This window comes from Candidatus Protochlamydia sp. R18 (assembly GCF_000648255.1).
GTDB classification, from domain to species: domain Bacteria; phylum Chlamydiota; class Chlamydiia; order Chlamydiales; family Parachlamydiaceae; genus Protochlamydia; species Protochlamydia amoebophila.
The window spans coordinates 16634-36313 of the sequence record NZ_BASL01000711.1 but is presented as its reverse complement, the minus strand read 5'-3'; the positions used below and the strand labels follow the sequence as shown (position 1 = coordinate 36313).

At 35.3% G+C, this 19680-nt stretch carries 18 protein-coding genes and 1 pseudogene; 8 read left to right on the top strand and 11 right to left on the bottom strand.

The features are described 5' to 3' along the window. Positions 1–80: 80 nt before the first annotated feature. Positions 81–539: pseudogene (locus tag TY19_RS16220) on the top strand (IS630 family transposase); the annotation flags it as partial. A gap of 272 nt (positions 540–811) precedes the next feature. On the opposite strand, the gene TY19_RS06845 reads toward TY19_RS16220, so the two are convergent. Together TY19_RS06845 and TY19_RS06840 are read right to left on the bottom strand one after the other, a co-directional pair. Further along, positions 812–1804: a 1-acyl-sn-glycerol-3-phosphate acyltransferase gene (locus TY19_RS06845; RefSeq protein WP_052354834.1), complete on the bottom strand. Its 993-nt coding sequence runs from the start codon at positions 1802–1804 to the stop codon at positions 812–814. 6 nt (positions 1805–1810) lie between these two features. Beyond that, positions 1811–3349 (bottom strand): Rne/Rng family ribonuclease, encoded by a 1539-nt coding sequence (locus tag TY19_RS06840; protein ID WP_039359642.1) that lies wholly within the window; start codon positions 3347–3349, stop codon positions 1811–1813. Between the two features lie 784 nt (positions 3350–4133). Here TY19_RS06840 and TY19_RS06835 point away from each other — a divergent pair. From TY19_RS06835 to plsX, 3 genes are read left to right on the top strand one after another with little or no spacing between them, the layout of a single operon-like run. Then, on the top strand, positions 4134–4610 hold the full coding sequence (locus tag TY19_RS06835) for a YceD family protein (protein WP_042281245.1): 477 nt from the start codon (positions 4134–4136) through the stop codon (positions 4608–4610). 26 nt (positions 4611–4636) lie between these two features. Continuing rightward, a complete protein-coding gene (gene rpmF / locus TY19_RS06830; protein ID WP_011175864.1) occupies positions 4637–4819 on the top strand; it encodes a 50S ribosomal protein L32 in 183 nt (60 codons plus the stop codon). A gap of 20 nt (positions 4820–4839) precedes the next feature. Next, positions 4840–5859 (top strand): phosphate acyltransferase PlsX, encoded by a 1020-nt coding sequence (gene plsX, locus TY19_RS06825; RefSeq protein WP_042281243.1) that lies wholly within the window; start codon positions 4840–4842, stop codon positions 5857–5859. 57 nt (positions 5860–5916) lie between these two features. Here the strand turns inward: plsX and TY19_RS06820 are convergent, their stop codons facing one another. From TY19_RS06820 to pcnB, 6 genes are read right to left on the bottom strand one after another with little or no spacing between them, the layout of a single operon-like run. Next, positions 5917–6570 carry a lysophospholipid acyltransferase family protein gene (locus tag TY19_RS06820; protein ID WP_052354836.1) on the bottom strand — a complete coding sequence of 218 codons (654 nt, stop codon included), beginning with the start codon at positions 6568–6570 and terminating at the stop codon, positions 5917–5919. Beyond that, positions 6554–7723, bottom strand: coding sequence for a lipid-A-disaccharide synthase (gene lpxB / locus TY19_RS06815; RefSeq protein ID WP_042281240.1), 1170 nt, complete (start codon positions 7721–7723; stop codon positions 6554–6556). The genes TY19_RS06820 and lpxB overlap by 17 nt, the downstream gene beginning before the upstream one ends. Continuing rightward, the gene (locus TY19_RS06810) at positions 7720–8403 is read right to left on the bottom strand and encodes a lipid-A-disaccharide synthase N-terminal domain-containing protein (protein ID WP_042281238.1); all 684 of its coding nucleotides are present in this window, start codon (positions 8401–8403) and stop codon (positions 7720–7722) included. Before TY19_RS06810 ends, lpxB begins: the two co-directional genes overlap by 4 nt. Positions 8404–8414: 11 nt before the next feature. Beyond that, complete coding sequence (locus tag TY19_RS06805) at positions 8415–9140, bottom strand: glycosyltransferase family 2 protein (RefSeq protein WP_042281236.1); 726 nt, start codon at positions 9138–9140, stop codon at positions 8415–8417. A gap of 13 nt (positions 9141–9153) precedes the next feature. After that, complete coding sequence (locus tag TY19_RS06800; protein ID WP_042281233.1) at positions 9154–9924, bottom strand: alpha/beta hydrolase family protein; 771 nt, start codon at positions 9922–9924, stop codon at positions 9154–9156. Beyond that, positions 9905–11179 carry a polynucleotide adenylyltransferase PcnB gene (gene pcnB / locus TY19_RS06795; RefSeq protein ID WP_039359621.1) on the bottom strand — a complete coding sequence of 425 codons (1275 nt, stop codon included), beginning with the start codon at positions 11177–11179 and terminating at the stop codon, positions 9905–9907. The genes TY19_RS06800 and pcnB overlap by 20 nt, the downstream gene beginning before the upstream one ends. Positions 11180–11843: 664 nt before the next feature. Between pcnB and glmM the strand changes: the two genes are divergently transcribed. Genes glmM through TY19_RS06780 form a run of 3 tightly spaced genes read left to right on the top strand, consistent with a single transcriptional unit; the run spans position 11844 to position 16308 of the window. Next, on the top strand, positions 11844–13217 hold the full coding sequence (glmM, locus tag TY19_RS06790; protein WP_039359678.1) for a phosphoglucosamine mutase: 1374 nt from the start codon (positions 11844–11846) through the stop codon (positions 13215–13217). A gap of 27 nt (positions 13218–13244) precedes the next feature. Then, positions 13245–15068: a glutamine--fructose-6-phosphate transaminase (isomerizing) gene (glmS, locus tag TY19_RS06785; RefSeq protein WP_042281231.1), complete on the top strand. Its 1824-nt coding sequence runs from the start codon at positions 13245–13247 to the stop codon at positions 15066–15068. Positions 15069–15105: 37 nt separating this feature from the next. After that, positions 15106–16308, top strand: coding sequence for an amino acid permease (locus TY19_RS06780; RefSeq protein ID WP_042281228.1), 1203 nt, complete (start codon positions 15106–15108; stop codon positions 16306–16308). Positions 16309–16475: 167 nt separating this feature from the next. Here TY19_RS06780 and TY19_RS06775 read toward each other — a convergent pair whose 3' ends face one another. Then, positions 16476–16787, bottom strand: a complete 312-nt coding sequence (locus TY19_RS06775; protein ID WP_042281225.1) for a hypothetical protein — start codon at positions 16785–16787, stop codon at positions 16476–16478. A gap of 615 nt (positions 16788–17402) precedes the next feature. After that, positions 17403–18371, bottom strand: coding sequence for a UDP-glucose 4-epimerase GalE (gene galE, locus TY19_RS06770; RefSeq protein ID WP_042281223.1), 969 nt, complete (start codon positions 18369–18371; stop codon positions 17403–17405). 249 nt (positions 18372–18620) lie between these two features. Between galE and TY19_RS06765 the strand changes: the two genes are divergently transcribed. Continuing rightward, complete coding sequence (locus tag TY19_RS06765; RefSeq protein ID WP_042281221.1) at positions 18621–19103, top strand: hypothetical protein; 483 nt, start codon at positions 18621–18623, stop codon at positions 19101–19103. On the opposite strand, the gene TY19_RS06760 is transcribed toward TY19_RS06765, so the two are convergent. Then, entirely contained in the window at positions 19100–19678 is a 579-nt protein-coding gene (locus TY19_RS06760) for a hypothetical protein (protein ID WP_039359608.1), read from the bottom strand. The genes TY19_RS06765 and TY19_RS06760 overlap by 4 nt on opposite strands. Positions 19679–19680 lie beyond the last annotated feature (2 nt).

Here is a 19680-nt window from a genome sequence, read left to right as displayed (position 1 = left end):
ACAAAGAAAGAGATGAGAAAAAACGTGAGGAGTTTAAAAAAGAATTAGAAAAGATAGCATGAGAAGATCGTGTTTATCTTGATGAAAGTGGAATCAATGAATGTCTGCAACGTCATCGTGGGCGAGCTTTTAGAGGAGAGAAAGTTTATTCAGCAGTATATGGTCATCGTTTTGCAAGGGAAAGCTTTATAGCAGCTAAATGCCAATCTAAAATTTTTGCTCCTTTTTGCTATACAGGGACGTGTCATMCTATCTTGTTTAATACATGGTTAGAAAAAATATTAATTCCAGAGCTTAAAACTGGACAGGTGATTATTATGGATAATGCACCTTTTCACAAGTCTAAAAAAACCAGATATCTGATTGAACAAGCCGGATGTAAAATTTTATTTCTTCCCTCCTATTCGCCTGATTTAAATCCAATTGAAGTTTTCTGGGCAAATTTTAAACAATTAGTCCGGTTAAGTTTAAACAAATTATTAAACCTTGCAAAAGCTATTGATTATACTTTTTGTCAAACAAGCATAAATCGAGATTAGAAGACTCTTCATCCCAGCTTTTTAGTTGTTTTTTAGAGAATTTTTGAATGTCATAATCGATTTTTAACCATTTTTCTTTTTTTAAGCATTGTCAGAGCTTGAAAACATCTTTTAATGACTTCACGACCTTCTCTAAATCTTCTTCTTTAGGATTTGATAAACTCAATTGAACACTATAATCAATTTCATTTATTTGAATATGTTGTTCCAGGTCAATGCCCAATTCCAGTTCATGTATTGAGGGGTTATCATTTCTAGAACTGAATGATTAGCTAGTTAAAAAGCTCATAATTTCTTCGGACAATTTTCCAAATAAATTCTGCTCGTTTGTCTCTTTTCGTTTTTTTATCGAGATGTTCGCTTTCTGAAAAATGTTCCATGTCTATTTCTGAAGAAAATGCTAGGTGGACAGGAGTAAATTGAGCGGTTCTTTTTTCTCCTAATTCTTTTTCAACGTGTCTAGGAGGAGGCATGAGATCATATGTGTGAAGAGAAAGGGGATAAAAATGAGTGGGATGGTCTGCTTGCTGAGCCATTAACCAAAACATTTCAAGGCTTTGCGGATCAAAGGGGGCTATGGTAATCTGTCCTTCAGAATTGCGTCTATCCCGGCCTCCACTTGGAGCCACGTAAATACAGCGTCCTCCTTCGCTGAGCAATTCGCTCATTTTTCTCATCGTTCGCTGGTTATGAGAAACTTTTTGGGTTTTTTTCTCAGGAGGATGGGAGATATGTTTTTTTGAATAAATACATAATAAATTACGGCCCATACTCATGGGAATAGCAAGAGGGTCGCTTATAACGCGATGACCCGCAATAAAGATCATCTCTGTTGCTAACTTTTTATCAATATTTTCAAGCATTAAGCTTAATATCTGAGGATCGGGTTCTGTTTGGTGGTTCGCTAACAAAATAACATTATCCCCTTGCGCCATCTGTTGATAAATCTTGGCAAGTTGTTCACGGCCTAAAACAGTCGACTTTTCAAAATTGATGAGAGGACGAATGAAATCTAGTCCAAATTGATAATAATCAAAAGGTGAGCGGATAGATTGGTGAAAAATTTCGAATTGATAAGGATTTTCACTTTGTTGCATGGCCAGCTCAAATAATTGCATAAATAAGCGATGGCTTGTTTCAAGGGAGCAGGAATGTTTAGTTGCTAGTAAATAACTATCATGAAAATGTTCAATAATTGCTGCGAATGGGGGCTTTAGGATTCCTTTCTCAAGATACTTAGCAAGATCTACGATCGGTTTGACCATACCCAATTAAACCTCGATTCGTTTATTGGTAATTGTCGAATAAAATTGGTATTCATTGAGGTGTAAGCGATCATCGACTTCACAAGAAAGATGTGCATTATAGTCGGTTGCCAGCCTGAACAAATATTGTTTATCAATAATATTTAAATACCGATCTAATTCAGGATGAACGACAAGTTTGAGAGCAAATTGTTCGTGATAAGCGACAATTTTTTTGAAAGCTCGTTCGATTTCGATAGATAAGCTTTCATGAGATTTGATGATACCACTACCAGCACAGTAGGGACAGCCAGTAAAAATAGTTTGCAATAAGGAGCCTCTATTGCGCTGTCTGGTCATTTCCACTAAGCCGAATTCACTCATTCCCAAAATTGTACATTTAGCAGAATCTTCTTTCATACAATCTTTTAATCTTTCTAGAACACGTCGTTGATTTTTTCTTAGACGCATATCGATAAAATCGCAGATGACTAATCCACCAATATTGCGTAATCGTAATTGTCTAGAAATTTCTTCAGCTGCTTCTAAATTAATTCTAACTAAAGATTCTTCCACATCAGTTTTGTTATTATTACTGCGGCCTGAGTTAACATCAATTGTGTACATGGCTTCAGTACGATCAAAGTAAAGATATCCGCCGCTAGGAAGCCAAATTTTTCTTCGTAAGGTTTTTTCAATTTCTCGCTCTACGTTAAAACGTTCAAACATGGGAACTTTATCCCGATAATACTCGATTCGTAAAGCATGTTCGCTGGCATAACGACTATAAAGCCGTTTACAAGTTTGATAGGTGGCATAATCATCAACTAAAACGCGGTCATAACGTTTGTCTATGGCGGTAATGACGGCTTTTTTAATAAGATCAGATTCTGCGTATAAAAGAGTTGGTTCTGTTGCTTTTTTAAAGTTTTCCATGATTGTTTGCCAGTTATGCAAAAGGTCATGAGCTTCGGCTATGAGCATTTCTTGAGTAGCACTAGCACTAGCTGTTCGGCAAATTAGGCCCATGTCTTGTGGCATTTCAAAAGCGCGAATGAGTTTTTTTAGTCTTTCACGAGCAACTCGATCTTCAATTTTGCGAGAAACTCCGCGATGAGAAGAGTTAGGAAGTAAAACTAAATAACGGCCTGCGATAGAAACATTTGAAGTTAACCGAGCTCCTTTTGAGCCAATCGGTTCCTTGACAACTTGAACTAGGACTGGTTGATCCGGTTTCATGACTTGTTCAATGTCTAAATTTTGCTGTTCTTTTTCATTTAAAGCTTTAATATCGTAGTCAAGGTCGAAGTCCATATCAAAAAGTTGTTCAAACTTTTTGGTATTTTCAATGATATCAGAGATATGGATAAATCCATTTTCTCCTTCATTAATGTCGATGAAAGCAGATTGGATATTGTGAAGAATGTTTTTGACTCGACCGCGATAAATATTACCTGTTAGCTGCCGCTCTTTTTTACGTTCGACGACGAGATCGCGTAACTCGCCATTTTTTAGCAGGGCATAGCGAGTTTCTTTAGATTCAATGTTAAGTAAAATTTCGTGCATGTCGTTACCTTGGTCTTTATGACGAAAGACAGGTTCACGTTTCTATTTGTCTCATCTTTCTGCTAATTCATACAATTTTTAATAGGAGAAAATCTTGAAATTTTTCTTCTCATAACTTTAAAATTTTTTCAGAACTAGAAGCAAAAATTTTATCTCATTCAAGTGTCTGGGTACTTTTCTAAAAACTTTTTCAAAACTTCACTTTTTGTTTTTGACTTTTTTGTTACTAAATTGTTCCAAACCCGTTCAAAATCATTGATTAAGCAAGGTTTTTAAAGAAGTTTATCCTGTTTGGTAGTCTAGGGCTCCCATTTTGATTACAAATTTATTCAAAATCTCTATTTATCCAGAGCAGCCGAGTTTCCGAAAGAGCTAAATTTAGAAACGGATTGTCTTTGTCTTTTTATAAATAATGTTAGCTTTTGCTGGTCATCTGAGTTATCTCTGTAAACCAGGATTGTATCTAATTTACTAGGCGAACACAGAGTTCGCATTAATATTGCGTTAATTTTAAAAAGTCTAGAACAAAGATTAAGCGATTAAAAGGTTATTGACTAGTAAAAAATAAAATTGACTAGAGGGGCAATATTGGCGATGTTAAGAATTTTATTAGCCTTTTTATCCCCCTTATCTCTGACACAAAGTTAAAAAATAAATAAGGTATTGGGATTAAATTTTTCGTTTCGGAAAGGCATGATTTAGATGAAATCCAAGTAGAATATATTGGCAAAAAAAATAAAACTCATTTAGAATGAGTTCCTTTATTTCTAAGGGAAAAGTTAATATGGATGATCAGTTTAAGATCTTTGTAGATCAATTGAGAGACGGTCATGAAAAAATAATTCATGAAAGCCTTTTCCCTGATTTTATTGATATTCATGAAAAAGACTTGAGTTTTAAAAAGAATATTGAATTAACTGGTGTAGCTTATAAGGCAGATGATGAACTGATATTAAATTGGAAAATTCGAGCTCAAGCTTTAATGAGCTGTTCAATTTGCAATGAAGCTGTTCCAGTCAATATTGAAATAGATAATTTTTATCACAGTGAACCCTTAGCGGAAGTTAAAGGGGCCATTTATAATTTTAAAGATCTTTTGCGTGAGACAATTTTAATTGAAGTTCCTGCTTTTGCTGAATGTGAAGAAGGAAATTGTCCAAGACGTCAAGAAGTATCAAAATATTTAAAAGAGCCTTCCGAAGATGAGCAAGATATTGAAGATGGGTACCAACCCTTTGCTAATCTCGATTGGAAAGAATAAGTTTAATTGATCAGGAGACTTTAACCATGGCAGTGCCACGTAACCGTTTGTCAAATGCACGTAAAAATTCGAAACGTGCTCATCACGCAAAAAAACCAAAGAGCCTTTCTATTTGTAGTAATTGTGGAACAGCGCGTCTTCCTCACTGCAGTTGCAAAGCTTGTGGAACATATGCTGACCGAACTCCTACAACCCAGGAAGCTCAATAAACTCTTGAAGAGTGATAAGCTTGCGTATTGGAATTGATTTAATGGGAAGCGAAAGCTCTCCCATTACTCTTTTTGAAGCTGTTTATTTAGCTGCACAAAAACAGAGAAATGTCATTTTTGTTGTGTTAGCTACTCTACCTGTTGTCGCTAAAATTCGAGAAAATTCTGTTTTTTCCTCTTTTTTGTCCCAGTCTCCTTGCCGAATTGAAATTCATCTAGTCTCTAACGTCATTGAAATGGACGATGAACCAGTTATTTCCGTCCGGGAAAAAAAGAAATCTTCCCTGGTCACTGGCCTAAGATTAATCCGAAAAAAACGTTTAAATGGTTTTGTTTCTGCAGGTAATACAGGAGCTTTGATAGCGGGAGCGACTCTTTTAATTCCGATGTTGCCGGGAATTAAGAGGCCTGCTTTGCTTGCTACATTACCAACAGAAAGAGGGGATGTCGTTGTCATTGACGTGGGAGGGAATGTTTCCTGCAAAGCTCGTCATTTAGTTTGCTTTGCTCAAATGGGAGCAGCCTATCAACGTTGTTGTTTAGGAATTGAAAAGCCAAAAGTTGGTTTATTGAATATTGGCTTAGAATCCAAAAAAGGAACTTCAGAAATCAGACGAGCCTATCAGTTACTTCAAGATTTACAACTAAAAACTAAAAGTAAAATGAATTTTATTGGTAATGTTGAAGGAAGAGGTGTTTTTGAGGGTTGTGTCGATGTACTTGTTACAGACGGATTTACAGGAAATGTTCTTCTCAAAACTTCTGAAGGTGTTTCAGTATTTCTTTTAAAGCAACTCAAACATAGTTTAAAAGATATTCCTCAACAACAAGCAGAAACTATTTTAAAGCAACTTCACGATGAATTTGACTATGAAGAGTATAGCGGAGCTATCATTTGTGGCATTGACAGTGTCGTTGTCAAATGTCATGGTAAATCTTCCTCCCAAGCCATGCTTAATGGGATTAATGGGGCTATTGAACTTGTTCAGAATAATTTTATTTCCCAGCTCAAACAAGAATTAAATGTCGAAACTTTATAATTTGTGTCATTCAATTTGTTTCTTCAATGCTCATTATCCTTGAGCATTGTATATATGTTATTCTTTTAGAGATTTTTGAAGATAGGTTTGAGCAATATTCAGAGGAACATCTGAACTAAATTTAATAGGCTCACCAAAAAAAAATTCAATTGTACTAAAGGGTTTGGGAAGTCGTAATTGATCCCAAGTTTTGAATGTAAAAAAGCTAGTTGCCATCCAATTCAAAGGGAACACATAGGCACCAGTTTCAATGGCTGCCAAAGCAATTCCAGGTTTCATTTTGTAGCGAGGTCCTCTAGGCCCATCTGGTGTAATAATAGCGATAGATTTTTTAAAATTAACGTGTCGAATCATTTCACGTAGTGCTTCATGTCGGGAATGATGAGGAACTCGAATGACTCTGCCTGTTTTATAGGAGCGAACAATTCTTCCAATTAATTCTCCATCTCGACTATTACTAATAAAAGCGGCGTAAATAAATTGGGGAGTCAAGTGATAAAGGATAAAAGGAGCAAGCGCTAATCGATTATGCCAAAACATGACAATGCATTTTTCTTTTTCGGCAATTTTAATATATTTTTCTAGTCCATGAACTTTCCAACGACATGTGGCTAACAAAATACGAATTAAGGCTTTACCTATTGTCGCAATAAGAAAAGCAAAGCATCGATAAGAGAAATTTTTCCACCCTTGTTTAAGTTTTTTTAGCATTTAATAGCTCCTGAATCTCTCGACTTGCAAGGCTGGAAGCTATACCATCTCCCAATTGCTGGCGTAAAATGGCACAATCTCCGATAACGCTGTCATAGTGGTCTTGATTAATAAATAATTTTTCGATTTGCTTAAAGATTTGATAAATATCGAGTTTTTTTTCAATAAATTCAGGGTATACAGTTCGTCCTAGTAAAATATTGACAATGCAATAATGAGGAAGATTTAAATGCATCCAATACTTGGCTAATAAATAATTTAATTGCGTTAAGGTATAAAGCACAACAGTCGGTTTTTGATGGAGAGCGAGTTCTAAGGTAACCGTGCCTGATTTGGCTAAACTACAATGACAGTCTTTCATTAGTTCATAGCTAAAAGAGCGGGGAACTAAATGAATGTTTAGGCCCATTTGTAGAGAAGTGTTATGAATGTGGGTTTTTATAAAAGAGAGAAGGCGGTCGTCTGAGTAGGAAATAGCGAAATGAATTGAAGGATGATTTTTTATTAATAATTGAGCAACTTCTAGTTGCTGAGGAAGATGCCTTTGAATTTCACCGATTCGGCTTCCTGGAAAAATGGCTAATAATTTTTGACTGTGAGGGATTCCGCAAATAGATTTCCAATTTTCTTTATAGGGATAATTGCTGACAGTTTCAACTAGCGGGTTACCCACATAACGTGCTTTTAAAGGGGTATGGGAAAAAAATGCAGCTTCGAATGGATAAATGGTTAAAAGTAAATCCAAATGTTTAACCATTGTATCGATACGTTTTTTGCCATGGGCCCAAACAGTAGGACAGATAAATTGAATAATCTTTCCTTTGTATCCACCTTTGCGTAGAGATTTAGTAAGTCGCAAATTAAATCCCGGGTAATCGATAAGAATCACACAGGAAGGATTTGTTTTAAGGATATGTTTTCGAATAGCATAAAATAGTTTGTAGAGCTTTGGAAAAGCTTTTAATACATCTGTGAAACCCATGACTTGAAATTCTTCCATGGGGTAAAGAACTTCAAGACCTTCGAGGCGCATAAGAGGGCCTCCAACCCCATTTAAAGAGGAAAAAATGAATTGCTCTTTCAAGGTACGCATCAAGCGACTACCATGCAAATCCCCGCTTGCTTCCCCGGCAAAAATAAAACAATTTTTCATTTTGCAGCCGCTATTTTAGTGTTTTTCAATAGCATTAAATTTCGAATATAAGGAACCATTCCAATTAAAGGGCCAATTAAATTGACGCTATCTTGAATATGTGAAAAGTAGACAATAGAAAGGATAGCTCCACTCAAACTTAACCACCAAAAAGAAGTGGGAAGTTCGCTAGAATGAGATTTTTCAGCTAGCCACCATTGAACCCAAAACCGACTTGAAAACAATAAATAAGAAATAGTTCCCAAACTATGCCACCATAACGAATTCTCCACTTGAGGATGAGATTGCCAGGGAGCTTTTGGAACGCGAAACCAGCTTCCATTTTGCGTTAGAAAATAATCCTGAGCAAAAAAAGCGAGTGTTGTTAAAACAAATGCAATTCCTAAATATTTTAGGACAGATTGAAAGGTAAATTGTCGACGATAAGGGTGCATTAAATTGAGATTGCGCCAGGAAATCACACCATTACAGACTTGAACGAGACAAATGTGGTATTGAATTTGAATAAAACTGTGGATAGCTAATAAAGTATTTCCTGTTAAAGACAAATACCAAAAGAGTGGCGTCACAACACTTCTATGTTGCTTTTCACTCTGGAGCCATTGGACAATAAAACGTGCTCCAAAAGCTATCGAAGATAAAAATCCAAGAGGATATAAAAATGTTCTCCAATCTTCCACAAAATCCCTTTTTAATTTTTTGGTGAGAAGTCATCTTCAATTTGGTAATGAAGGTGTCTTTTTCTCATCCAACAGACAGCTAACAGATCAGAAACAGTATTTAAAGAACGATTAAAAAAGTTGTAATTGCTTTTTCCTTTTAAACGTTCTCGATGATTAACAGGGATTTGTTTAATCTCAAATCCTTCAATTTTAAATAATGCCGGTAAAAAACGATGCATTCCATTGTACATTTTAATTTTTTGAAAACAGGAAGCTCGATAAATTTTTAATGAACAACCCGTATCTCGCATTCCATCCCCACAAAGGCGACTTCTGACAAAATTAGCTCCCTTGGAAATTATCCGTTTGCTCCAAGAGTCTTTACGGTTAAGACGAATCCCGCAGACGAGGTCACAAGTGTTAATTTCTTTAATCAATTTAGGTATATCTGTTGGATCATTTTGCCTATCTCCATCTAGCGTAATGATAAATTTTCCTTGAGCTGCTTTGAATCCTGCCTCAAAAGCACTGGATTGCCCATAATTTTTCTTAAAAAAAATAGATCGTAAATAACCTTTTTCTTCGTTTAATTTTTTTAAAATAGCCTTTGTATTGTCTGTTGAACCATCATCAATACAAATCAATTCCCAAGTTTCCTTGAGTTGATTCATGACAGGTTCTAATTCTTGAATGAGTTCCTCAATATTGCTCTCTTCATTTTTTAAAGGAATGACAACGGAATAGTAAACAGACATTAAATAAAATCTCTTAATTGGTTAATTGAGTAATGATCCATTTTGATCCATTTTCAAAAATAGTTGATGGAGTTCCATGACCTTTAAACCCAATTGATGGGTAAATAATCAGTTCTACGGGTGGAGATCTCAGACCATTTTCATAGATTTTATCACTCAAAGTTTGAATAAACTGATAGCAAGAACTTGTTTGGACTCGTTTATCATGATTGCCAATGTAAAAGCGAAGAGTAGTGTGTGTAAGCTGGTCAACTAATTTAGTGAGACTAATAGCCTCTTGATTTTGTAAATTAGTGTGTTTAAATTCTTCTACTTCTGGTGCTTGCGTCATGGGTGAAAAACCTAGAACTTTTTTAATAAAGTTGGCTTTGGCAGCCAAGTGAGTAGCGATAAATCCTCCTCTTGATAACCCAGCAACAGCAATAGAATGTGAGTTTACCCATTTTTGATCTATTAAAAATTGCAGATGTTTTTTGCAAATTTCAATGAATTGATCAATAAAAAGGGGATTGTTCGAAAGCTCTTTTGCCCAACTATGCATAGCTGCATGGTGATCAAGGTGGGGTCCATGAAAAGGGAGATCCCAAGAAAAAACGCGAAAGCCTTGTTCTATCCAAGGGAGGACGGGTTGATTAAAAGGATCTTCATAGAGGCTGGCTTCAGCAGAAAGGGCAAAATAAACAATGGCTGGTTTAGCTCCCTCTGATAAGTCAGATCCACGATAATAGATTGGAGGCCCTCCTTGAGGAGGATAGATAACCTGATTAAGTGGCTGCGCGGTCATGAGATATAACCTGATGAGGGGAATGAGCAGGCCGGCCATGATAATTGTGATGACGTCTCTCTCCATGTCGCACGAATTGACGATATTGATCGCGAATGGAAGAATATGTCTCCACTAATTTTTCATTAACAAGAGCCCTTAACTTGAAAAACTTTAATGCTAATTCAAAATCCTTTTGGCGAAACAATTTTTCTCGATAATGCCTTTTTCCACTCAAGGGAGTTAGACGATACTGAGCAACTAAAATGGATAACATCGTTGAGGTAATTCGCCTTGGAAAATGAGAAAAAGATTGAATCAAAATCTCTTTAACAAGAGAGGAAGCAACAAGAGTAATTTCTCCGATGTGCGGAGTTTGTTTTTTACTCAAATAGTGTTTGTCTAATTCACGTTCTAAAACAGGAAAAAGTAGGCAAGCTGTTAAAATAGCTCGATCTAATACATTTTTACCTTTATGTTGATACAGCTGATCCGCACAAGTTAAATAATGAAAAATTGTTTTTCCGTAAGTTGTTTTTAAAAGCTGTGTGAGACTAGGAAACAAAATATTTAAGATTCCATATTCAGCCAAAAGTTTAATAAAAGGAGCCGAAGCTCCTGATTCTAGCATACGAAGAATTTCTTCTAAAATTCTGGCAGGAGAACTTTTTGTGATTTCTATTCGGCAGACATGAATGGCTTGCTCTGTTTGTTCTTCTATTTTGAAGTTATAACGAGCATGAAATTTTAAAAGTCTTAACAAACGTACTGGATCTTGCTTAAATCGTTTTTCAGGTTCACCGATTGTACGCAACAAATGTTTTTGGACGTCTTCCCATCCATTGACATAATCAATAATTGAATGGTTGGAAGAATCGTAAAAAAGCCCATTAATAGTGAAATCTCTGCGCAAAACATCCTCTTCAGGAGTGCCCCATTCATTATCATGAAGAATAAGACCGCTATCGTTCTCGCCGGTACGAAATGTAGATACTTCAATGATTTTATGACCAAAACGAATATGCGCTAAACGAAATCGCCTTCCAATTAAAATACACTGCCTTTGAAATATCGCTTTAATTTGTTCGGGTCGAGCAGAAGTGGAAATATCAAAATCTTTAGGGACTCGTTTTAATAAAAGATCTCGCACACTTCCACCGACTAAATAAGCGGTGAATCCAGCGTGTCTTAGCCTTTCTAAAACATAAAGTGCATCGCGATCAATAAGAGCAGGATCAATTCCATGGTCTTTAGCGAAATAGGTCTTAGGTTGCACGAAAGATTAGCTCCTGAAAATTGTAACATTCTCAATATCTATTGGATAAGAATTCCCCTTCAAAGAAATTTAAAAATAAATTGTCTAATGTCTTTGCAAAAATGATGAGATTCAATGAGAAAAATTTAAGTATAACTTTATTTAAATAAACTGAAAAAGTCAATCTTTCTTTTACTTTCTTACATGACTAATTGTTAAATTTTTTTAAGTTTAAATTAGCAAAAATAGAACTCTTGTATAAAAGTTTATTTTAATCGAACAAATTTCGTTACAAAAGACATTACTTTTATATTAAAAAATTAACTTTTTCATTTTCAAGCACTTAAAATTTTAAAAATATCATTTATTGAAAATTCTATTTCGGCTTCTCTGATGCTTTTTATAGCCATCTAAACTAATTCTCATTAAAAAAATTGATTTCTAAGCAAATAACTTCATTATTTGAGTTAAGTTAAAGTTGCTTTAAGGTCTAATTCAAAAATCTATTTTCATTCATAAGCAAAGCTATACATTAGCAGGGGTATTTATTTTTTAATTTTCTAGATTAACAAGAAGATATTTTATAAGGAATCGCTTGCTTATCCATAAAAAAAAAGGTATTTTTACTGAGGATTTTATAGATAAATTTATTAATAGAATAATAATTTTTAGGTTAGGTGGAAGAGTGGAGTTAAAAAGACCATTCAAAATATTTGGTACGGATGGAATTAGAGGACGAGCAAATAAAAGTCCCATGGTTCCAGAAATTGCCTTAGCATTGGGTCGAGCAGCGGGACAATTATTAAGTCGTTTAGGTAAATCTCGGGTAGTTATTGGTAAAGATACGCGTCTGTCCTGCTATGTTTTTGAAAATGCCTTGATTGCTGGGCTTTGTTCGATGGGGGTAGATACTTTAATGGTTGGTCCTTTACCTACACCAGGTGTGGCTTTTATTACACGTGCTTATCGTGCCGACGCAGGAATTGTAATTTCTGCTTCTCATAATCCTTATTACGACAATGGGATTAAATTATTTGATTCACAAGGATTTAAGCTGCCTGATTCGTGGGAAGCTGAAATGGAAGCAATGATAGCAAAAAATCATTTCGATGAAGAACTTCCTGCTGATGATGATATTGGCAAAAACACAAAAATTATTGATGCAGATGGACGTTATATCGAGTTTGTGAAGGCAACATTCCCAAGAAAAATTTCACTAAAAAATTTAAAAATCGTTTTGGATTGTGCGAACGGAGCCGGATATAAAGTAGCACCTCTGGTATTTAAAGAATTAGATGCTACGGTATTTACTTGTGGAGTGACTCCAAATGGCTTGAATATTAATAGCCAGTGTGGATCTATGCATCCTGAAACTGCTCAAAAGGCTGTGATTGATAATCGAGCTGATGTAGGAATTGCTTTGGATGGTGATGCAGATCGAGTTGTGATGATTGATGAAAATGCTCAAATTGTTGATGGGGATACCATGTTAGCGATTTGTGCCCGCGATATGTTTAAGCAAAAGCTGCTAAAAAATAATCGTGTCGTTGGAACAGTCATGAGTAATCTGGGTTTTATTAAAGCTATGGAATGTTTGGGTGTTGAAGTAATCAAATCTCAGGTGGGAGATCGCTACGTCATTCAAGATATGCTCAAATACGATGCTAACTTAGGTGGAGAACAAAGTGGTCATGTCATCTTTTTAGATCACAATACAACTGGCGATGGGCTTGTTTGCGCTCTTCAAGTATTGCGTATTATGATCGAAACAGATTCTAAGTTATCCGATTTGGCGTCATTTGTGCAACGCTACCCTCAAACATGTTTAAATATTAAGGTGTCTTCTAAACCCTCTTTAGATTCCATCGAACGATTGAAAGAAGTGGTAGCACAAGTGGAAGAAATTCTTGGAAATTCAGGCAGAGTTTTAGTTCGTTATTCGGGAACAGAAAATACTTGTCGAGTGATGGTTGAAGGGCCAAAATATAAACAAGTCATTCAATTGGCAAATCAAATTGCTGACATTGTGCAAGAAGAAATTGGTTTGTCAGTTTCATAATTATACCATTGAGAAAAAGGGAACAGTATGTGTGGAATATTTGGTTATGTGGGAATAAAAGATCCCATCAAAATGGTATTAGATGGACTTAAAAAGCTTGAATATCGGGGATATGATTCCGCAGGATTAGCCGGAGTAGAAAATGGGCAAATCGTCGCTTGTAAAGAAGTCGGTAAAGTAGCCTCGCTTGAGCGAGAAGTTTTGCAGATGCATTTAGCTCCTAAGATGGCTATTGCACAAACGCGTTGGGCTACACATGGTGCTGTGACTAAAGCAAACGCACATCCTCACTTTGATCATGTTAAGTCAATTGCAGTCGTACATAACGGAATTATTGAAAATTACGATATTTTGAAAAAAAAATTAATTGAAAAGGGAATTCATTTCGTTTCAGATACTGATACGGAAGTCATTGCTCATTTGATTGCTCACCATTATGCAGGAGATTTACTCAATGCTGTTCAACAAACAGTCATTGAATTAAAGGGAGCTTATGCAGTTGCTGTCGTTCACAAAGATTTCCCAGATCAGATCATTGCGATTGCTCATGAATGTCCTCTAGTGATTGGAATTGGAAACAATGAAGCTTTTGTTTCGTCAGATCCTAATGCCTTTGCTTTTTACACTCGTCAAGCAATTTACTTGTCTAACTCTGAAATAGCTGTAATTAAAGCAGGAAGTCAACAAGTTTACAATATCCATCATGAAATCACTAAAGAAAGCCAACTCATTGAAGGGGATTTAGAGCAAATTTCAAAAGGTTCTTTCGAACACTTTACTCTTAAAGAAATCTATGAGCAACCCCAAGCGATTAGAAATGCGTTGCTTTCTCGTATCCTGCCTGAATATGGAACAGCTTTATTTGAAGAACTCGATTTCAATATGACTGATTTGTTAACGGTTGAACGTATTTTGATTTTGGCTTGTGGAACTTCTTGGCATGCTGGCTGTGTCGCTGCTTACCTAATTGAAGATAAGGCGCGGATTCCTGTACAAGTAGAAATTTCTTCTGAATTTCGTTATAAAAATCCTGTTGTTCCTCCAGGAACTTTTGTCATTGCTATTAGCCAATCAGGAGAGACTGCCGATACAATCGCAGCCGTTAAAGAAGTCAAGGCAAAAGGAGCTCGTGTATTAGCGTTATGTAATGTACAAGGCTCTACATTAACGAGAGAGGCCGATGAGACCATTTTTTTGAAAGCGGGTGCTGAAATTGGAGTTTGCTCCACCAAAGCATTTACTAGTCAGGTTGTTGTTCTTGCCTTATTTACTCTTCTTTTAGCTCGGATGCGTCATATGAGCAAAGGAGAAGGGCAGGATTTTTTAGAGGCTATTTTAAAGCTTCCAGACCAAGTACAAATGGTTTTAGATCAATCAATCGCGATTGAGAGAATTGCAAAAAAATATGCTGGGTTTGACAACTTTTTTTATCTTGGACGACGTTATATGTTTCCGACAAGTTTAGAAGGAGCGCTTAAGTTAAAAGAAATTTCTTATATTAATGCCAATGGTTATGCAGCGGGTGAAATGAAGCATGGACCGATTGCGCTTATTAATGAAGATTGCCCTACTGTCGCTCTTTGTGCTAACCGTCAAACATTTGAAAAACTACTTAGCAACTTAATGGAAATTAAAGCAAGGCATGGAAAAATCATTGCGATTGTTGAAGAGCAGGAGAAGGCAATAGAAAAAATCGCGGATGATGTTATTTATATTCCCCAAGTCATTGATGAGCTAGCAAGTATTTTAACAACTGTTGTAACCCAATTATTAGCTTATTATATAGCCAAAGAAAGAGGAGCAGATATTGATCATCCTCGCAATTTGGCAAAATCTGTGACAGTTGAGTAAAAAATAAATATTATGAATTTAATTAGTGAAATGAATCATGGATCATCAGAAAGGTAGTATCTTAAACGGCTCATTGCTTGTCGCAGGAACATCGATTGGAGGAGGAATGCTGGCTTTGCCAGTTTTAACAAGTTTGGCAGGCTTTTTTCCCTCTCTTGCTATTTATGTATTATGTTGGCTTTTCATGGCTAGTACAGGCCTTTTATTTTTAGAGGTTTCTCAATGGATTAAAGGGGAATCGAACATCATTACTATGGCTGAAAAAACGCTTGGAAAAGGAGGGCGTTATTTTGCTTGGATTGTTTATTTATTCTTATTCTATTGTTTAACGATTGCCTATATGGTTGGTTGCGGCAATATTGTTGTAGAGTTTTCTCAATCTACAATTCCAGATTGGCTAGGACCAATTATTTTTGTTCTTTTATTTTCCCCTCTTATTTTAATTCCTACCGCTTGGGCGGGTCGTTTAAATGTATGGCTTATTATAGGCCTTGCTTTGTCTTATTTAGGATTTGTTTTATTAGGAGTTCGTCATGTCGACCTAAATTTTTTGAGTGATTACAATTGGTCTTATTCTTTAATGGTGTTACCTATTGCCTTTACATCCTTTGCTTATCAAGGAATTATTCCAACGCTTGCGAGTTATTTGCATCACGATGCTAAAGCCATTCGAACATCAATTTTAATCGGAAGTTTTATTCCATTAATCGCTTATATTATTTGGGAAGGACTTATCTTAGGTATTGTGCCTAAAGAAGGCGCAGGAGGACTCATAGAAGCTTTGAAAAATGGGAATAATGCTGTTCATCCTTTAAAAAATTTTATTCATAATCCTGCTGTTTATTACTTAGGGCAAGCTTTTGCTTTTTTTGCTCTGATTACTTCTTTTTTAGGTGTAACGTTAGGTTTAAGAGATTTTTTGGCAGATGGTTTGAATATTCATAAAAATATCAAAGGCAAAATGCTTTTAGCTTTACTTATCTTTGCTTTTCCTCTCCTCATTTCTGTGAGTTACCCTCATATCTTTTTAATTGCTTTAGATTATGCAGGGGGATTTGGAGTTGCTCTTTTATTAGGACTTCTTCCCATTTTAATGACTTGGATTGGGCGTTATCGACAAAGATTAGAGACGAACCAGCAATTACCTGGAGGCAAAGTGTCACTGGTCTTGCTCGGTGGATTTGTTGTTTTTGAACTCTTTCACGAAACAAAGCATTTAATTGACAGGATATTTTCATAAATAAAAAACCCAAAAAGAAAGAAATTTTACTCTCTTCTTTTCGGGTCGTTGGCAATTTATAGGATTGCCTTAAGATATCGATGTTGCTACCTTAGGTAAGTCAACATCGACTTACCTGAATCGGGTTATGCGTCCGGTCCAGGTTTGATTATTCCTTTTTTAAGGAATCATCTAAATTTATAATTGATTAAACTGATCCCTCCATCACTATGTTCATATTGACCATAAGATGGGTAACTATAGGAATTGCTATTGGCTTGAGAAGGATAGCCATAATAGGTATCGTAGTGAGGATGAGAGTAATTAGGATCACTTGGATTTCCCTTGTCTCCATCATGCCAATCAGGATCACATCTACGCCCATAGCTGCATTGGCATTCTTGGCTCCCACTTCTGTAGCCAATGTCAAATTGAGCTCCTAGACTCATAAAAGAACAGAGCAAGCCGGCAATAAAAAAACTTTTGATGAGTTGGTTCATATACAAACCCCTTAAAAAATAATTGACCGCTATTTTTAAACATAAATATATTTTCTTGTTAAACACAACAATTAAATGTTTAAGAAGTGTCAACTTGCTCACTTTGAAAGATTTAATTTCAACCTTGTTACTTTATCGAATAAAAAAGTGGTCATTTTTTGGGAGGCAAAGAGACGTAGGTCTATTATTTTTGTAGTTTAGATCTATTTTTCTTTATCTCTTAAAAGAGAAAAAAAGTATTTAAAAAAATCTTTTAATTTGAACTTTAGGCTTATTTATAAGTTCAACATTTCGCGTGATGTTTTTCTTTTTTTAAAAATATCCAATCCAATATTTCTTAAAAAATTTAGAAAACTCGCAAACAACCTAAAGTTTTTTCAAGCAAATAAACTCAAAATTTATTTTTCATCTACTATCCAATAAAATTTTTTTATAAAACATGATCAACTTATATTGAAATGCGAATTAAATATTTTGATATAATAATTTAATTTGTAGGATTTTTTTTATTTTATTTAAAAATTGTATTGCCAAATTGTAGATCAATTTTATTTTTTTATTTAGATGAGGGAATTTTGAACTGCTGTTTAGTGGGATATTTATTAGAAACTTTTTCTAGTGATAGGCAGTCCAGGCATGTTTAATCATTTCAGCTAAACTAAACTGAGGATGCCAATTTAATAGCGATGCTGCTTTTTGTGTGTCTGCAAGCAATATAGGGGGGTCACCAGGTCGACGAGCTCCTTCAATGAAGGAAACTTTTTTATTTAATACTTTCTCCACCGTTTGGATGACCTCTTTAACGCTAAATCCATTTCCATTTCCAAGATTATAGCTTGTAGAGGAAGAGCCATTAAATAATTGTTCTAAGGCTTTAATATGAGCATGCCCTAAGTCTTGAATGTGAATATAATCTCTGATGCATGTTCCATCAGTAGTTGCATAATCAGTTCCATAAATAGTGATAGATTTTGTCTCATGTTGAAGGCTTTTGAGGATGAGAGGGATGAGATTTGAAGATTTTGTCTGATAATTTTTAATTTTACCTTCAGGATCTCCTCCAGCTGCATTAAAGTAGCGAAGACAAGAATATTTAAGACCATAAGCCTGTTCAAAATCTCGTAACATCTTTTCTGCGACCCATTTAGTTTCTCCATAGGGATTAATAGGATGACAGGGATGAGATTCAGCGATCTTATTGGAAAGAGGATAGCCAAAAATGGCTGCAGTTGAGGAGAAAATAAATGTTTTAACTTGAGATTTTACCATTGCTGTTAAAAGATTCAATGTGTTCACAACATTGTTTTGATAATATTTGGCTGGATTCACGACAGACTCTCCAACATCGATATATGCAGCAAAATGCATGACAGCATCAATAGTGTATTTTTGGAATAGCTGATTGAGAAAAAGTGGATCGCAGAGATCTCCCTGCACAAATGTCCCATGAAGAACAGTTTTTATAGATCCTCGACTGAGATTATCGACAACTATAGTGTGATAACCCATGAGATTTAGCATTTTGTTGACATGAGAACCAATATATCCGGCTCCTCCGACAATAAGAATTGTTAGTTGGGACATACAATCACTAATTACTGAAAATTTAAAACAATCAATCTAAGTTAGATTCATTTTTTTGTCTATGTTCTCGCTCCTATTTCAATTCCACCCATTTTATGTGTTTAAAAGCGTATGCGATTTTAGTTGTAAACAGAAATCCGAACCTGTAAAGTGTAAAAAAATTTATCAGAAATAGAAGTTTTGAAAATAGAATTGAGTGAGGTTGAAATGATAGTAAATTTAATTCACAATGGGATCAAGAGCTATTATATGCAGTTACCAGTAAATACTGGGCCTTCTATTTGTCGTAGTGCTCTTTATTCATTTGCTGCTTCATTTATTATTCTCAAGACAAATTCTTCCAGAGCGACAGCTAATTTAACGCGCCCGTTGGTCCTCTCTGGTGTTGCTGCAACAGCCTCTTTAATGCATGCTTTGACAACGCCTATTTTTAATTATATTTTCGAAAATCAAGACATGAAATGGACGCAGGAAACGTTTCGTTTTATCTTCACATTTACGATGATTCAGCTGGCACTAAACCATCCTTCCTCATCAAAAATTAATCAAATGATCACAAATAAAAAAAGTTTTTACTTTTTTTCTTCAAACCTAATTGGGATCGGAGTTGAATTAATTGCAAAAGGAATGGGATGCATTGATCAAACTTATGCGGATCATTTTAAAACTTGGACAAATACATTTAATCTAGGATTAACGAAAAGCTCTAATCCAACATATGTCGCCTTTTAAGCTTCATTCTTTGAAGAATCTATTTGAGTTTTAAAACGGCGGCTTGCTTGAAATTGTTCAATGACTGGTTCTCCTTCTTGTTGCATCAAATCAAAAATTTGACAATAAGAGGGGGGAAGCATGTCAATTCTCAGGTTAAGATCTTTTGATTCTTGAATGACATATTGTAAAACTTTTTGATCCCAAATATCGGGGTTTTCAAAACAACAAGTGATCCATCTTTCTATTAACTCAGCAATTTTAGCATTATTAGCAAAGTAGAGCGTACTACTAATCAGTTCTTTGTTATGCCAATAAAAAACGGCTAAATCTGCATCTATTTGATCAAATAGGGCGGGATACTGTTGAACTCTTGCATCTGCATCTAAGTATAAAATATTTTTAGGGTAATGGCGGACAAGCATTTGTTTAATAAAGTAAGCTTTATATTGCGTATTAGCTTGCCAGCTTCCTTGTGTAGGGACAGCGACAAGATCCATTGGCAAATAAAATCGTTCTAAACTTTCAGCCAAATGACGAATTTCTTCTTCGTAAGGAGTGTTTTCTGTAAAATAACCAACAGTAATATATGCCATAT

Excerpts from the sequence above, each read along its gene's own strand:
- TY19_RS06835 (WP_042281245.1), top strand. The coding sequence starts at position 4,134 with ATGGATGATCAGTTTAAGATCTTTGTAGATCAATTGAGAGACGGTCAT.
- TY19_RS06780 (WP_042281228.1), top strand. The coding sequence starts at position 15,106 with ATGGATCATCAGAAAGGTAGTATCTTAAACGGCTCATTGCTTGTCGCA.
- TY19_RS06845 (WP_052354834.1), bottom strand. The coding sequence starts at position 1,804 with ATGGTCAAACCGATCGTAGATCTTGCTAAGTATCTTGAGAAAGGAATC.
- glmS (WP_042281231.1), top strand. The coding sequence starts at position 13,245 with ATGTGTGGAATATTTGGTTATGTGGGAATAAAAGATCCCATCAAAATG.
- TY19_RS06800 (WP_042281233.1), bottom strand. The coding sequence starts at position 9,924 with ATGACCGCGCAGCCACTTAATCAGGTTATCTATCCTCCTCAAGGAGGG.
- galE (WP_042281223.1), bottom strand. The coding sequence starts at position 18,371 with ATGTCCCAACTAACAATTCTTATTGTCGGAGGAGCCGGATATATTGGT.
- TY19_RS06805 (WP_042281236.1), bottom strand. The coding sequence starts at position 9,140 with ATGTCTGTTTACTATTCCGTTGTCATTCCTTTAAAAAATGAAGAGAGC.
- rpmF (WP_011175864.1), top strand. The coding sequence starts at position 4,637 with ATGGCAGTGCCACGTAACCGTTTGTCAAATGCACGTAAAAATTCGAAA.
- TY19_RS06760 (WP_039359608.1), bottom strand. The coding sequence starts at position 19,678 with ATGGCATATATTACTGTTGGTTATTTTACAGAAAACACTCCTTACGAA.
- TY19_RS06775 (WP_042281225.1), bottom strand. The coding sequence starts at position 16,787 with ATGAACCAACTCATCAAAAGTTTTTTTATTGCCGGCTTGCTCTGTTCT.
- TY19_RS06820 (WP_052354836.1), bottom strand. The coding sequence starts at position 6,570 with ATGCTAAAAAAACTTAAACAAGGGTGGAAAAATTTCTCTTATCGATGC.
- lpxB (WP_042281240.1), bottom strand. The coding sequence starts at position 7,723 with ATGAAAAATTGTTTTATTTTTGCCGGGGAAGCAAGCGGGGATTTGCAT.
- TY19_RS06765 (WP_042281221.1), top strand. The coding sequence starts at position 18,621 with ATGCAGTTACCAGTAAATACTGGGCCTTCTATTTGTCGTAGTGCTCTT.
- TY19_RS06840 (WP_039359642.1), bottom strand. The coding sequence starts at position 3,349 with ATGCACGAAATTTTACTTAACATTGAATCTAAAGAAACTCGCTATGCC.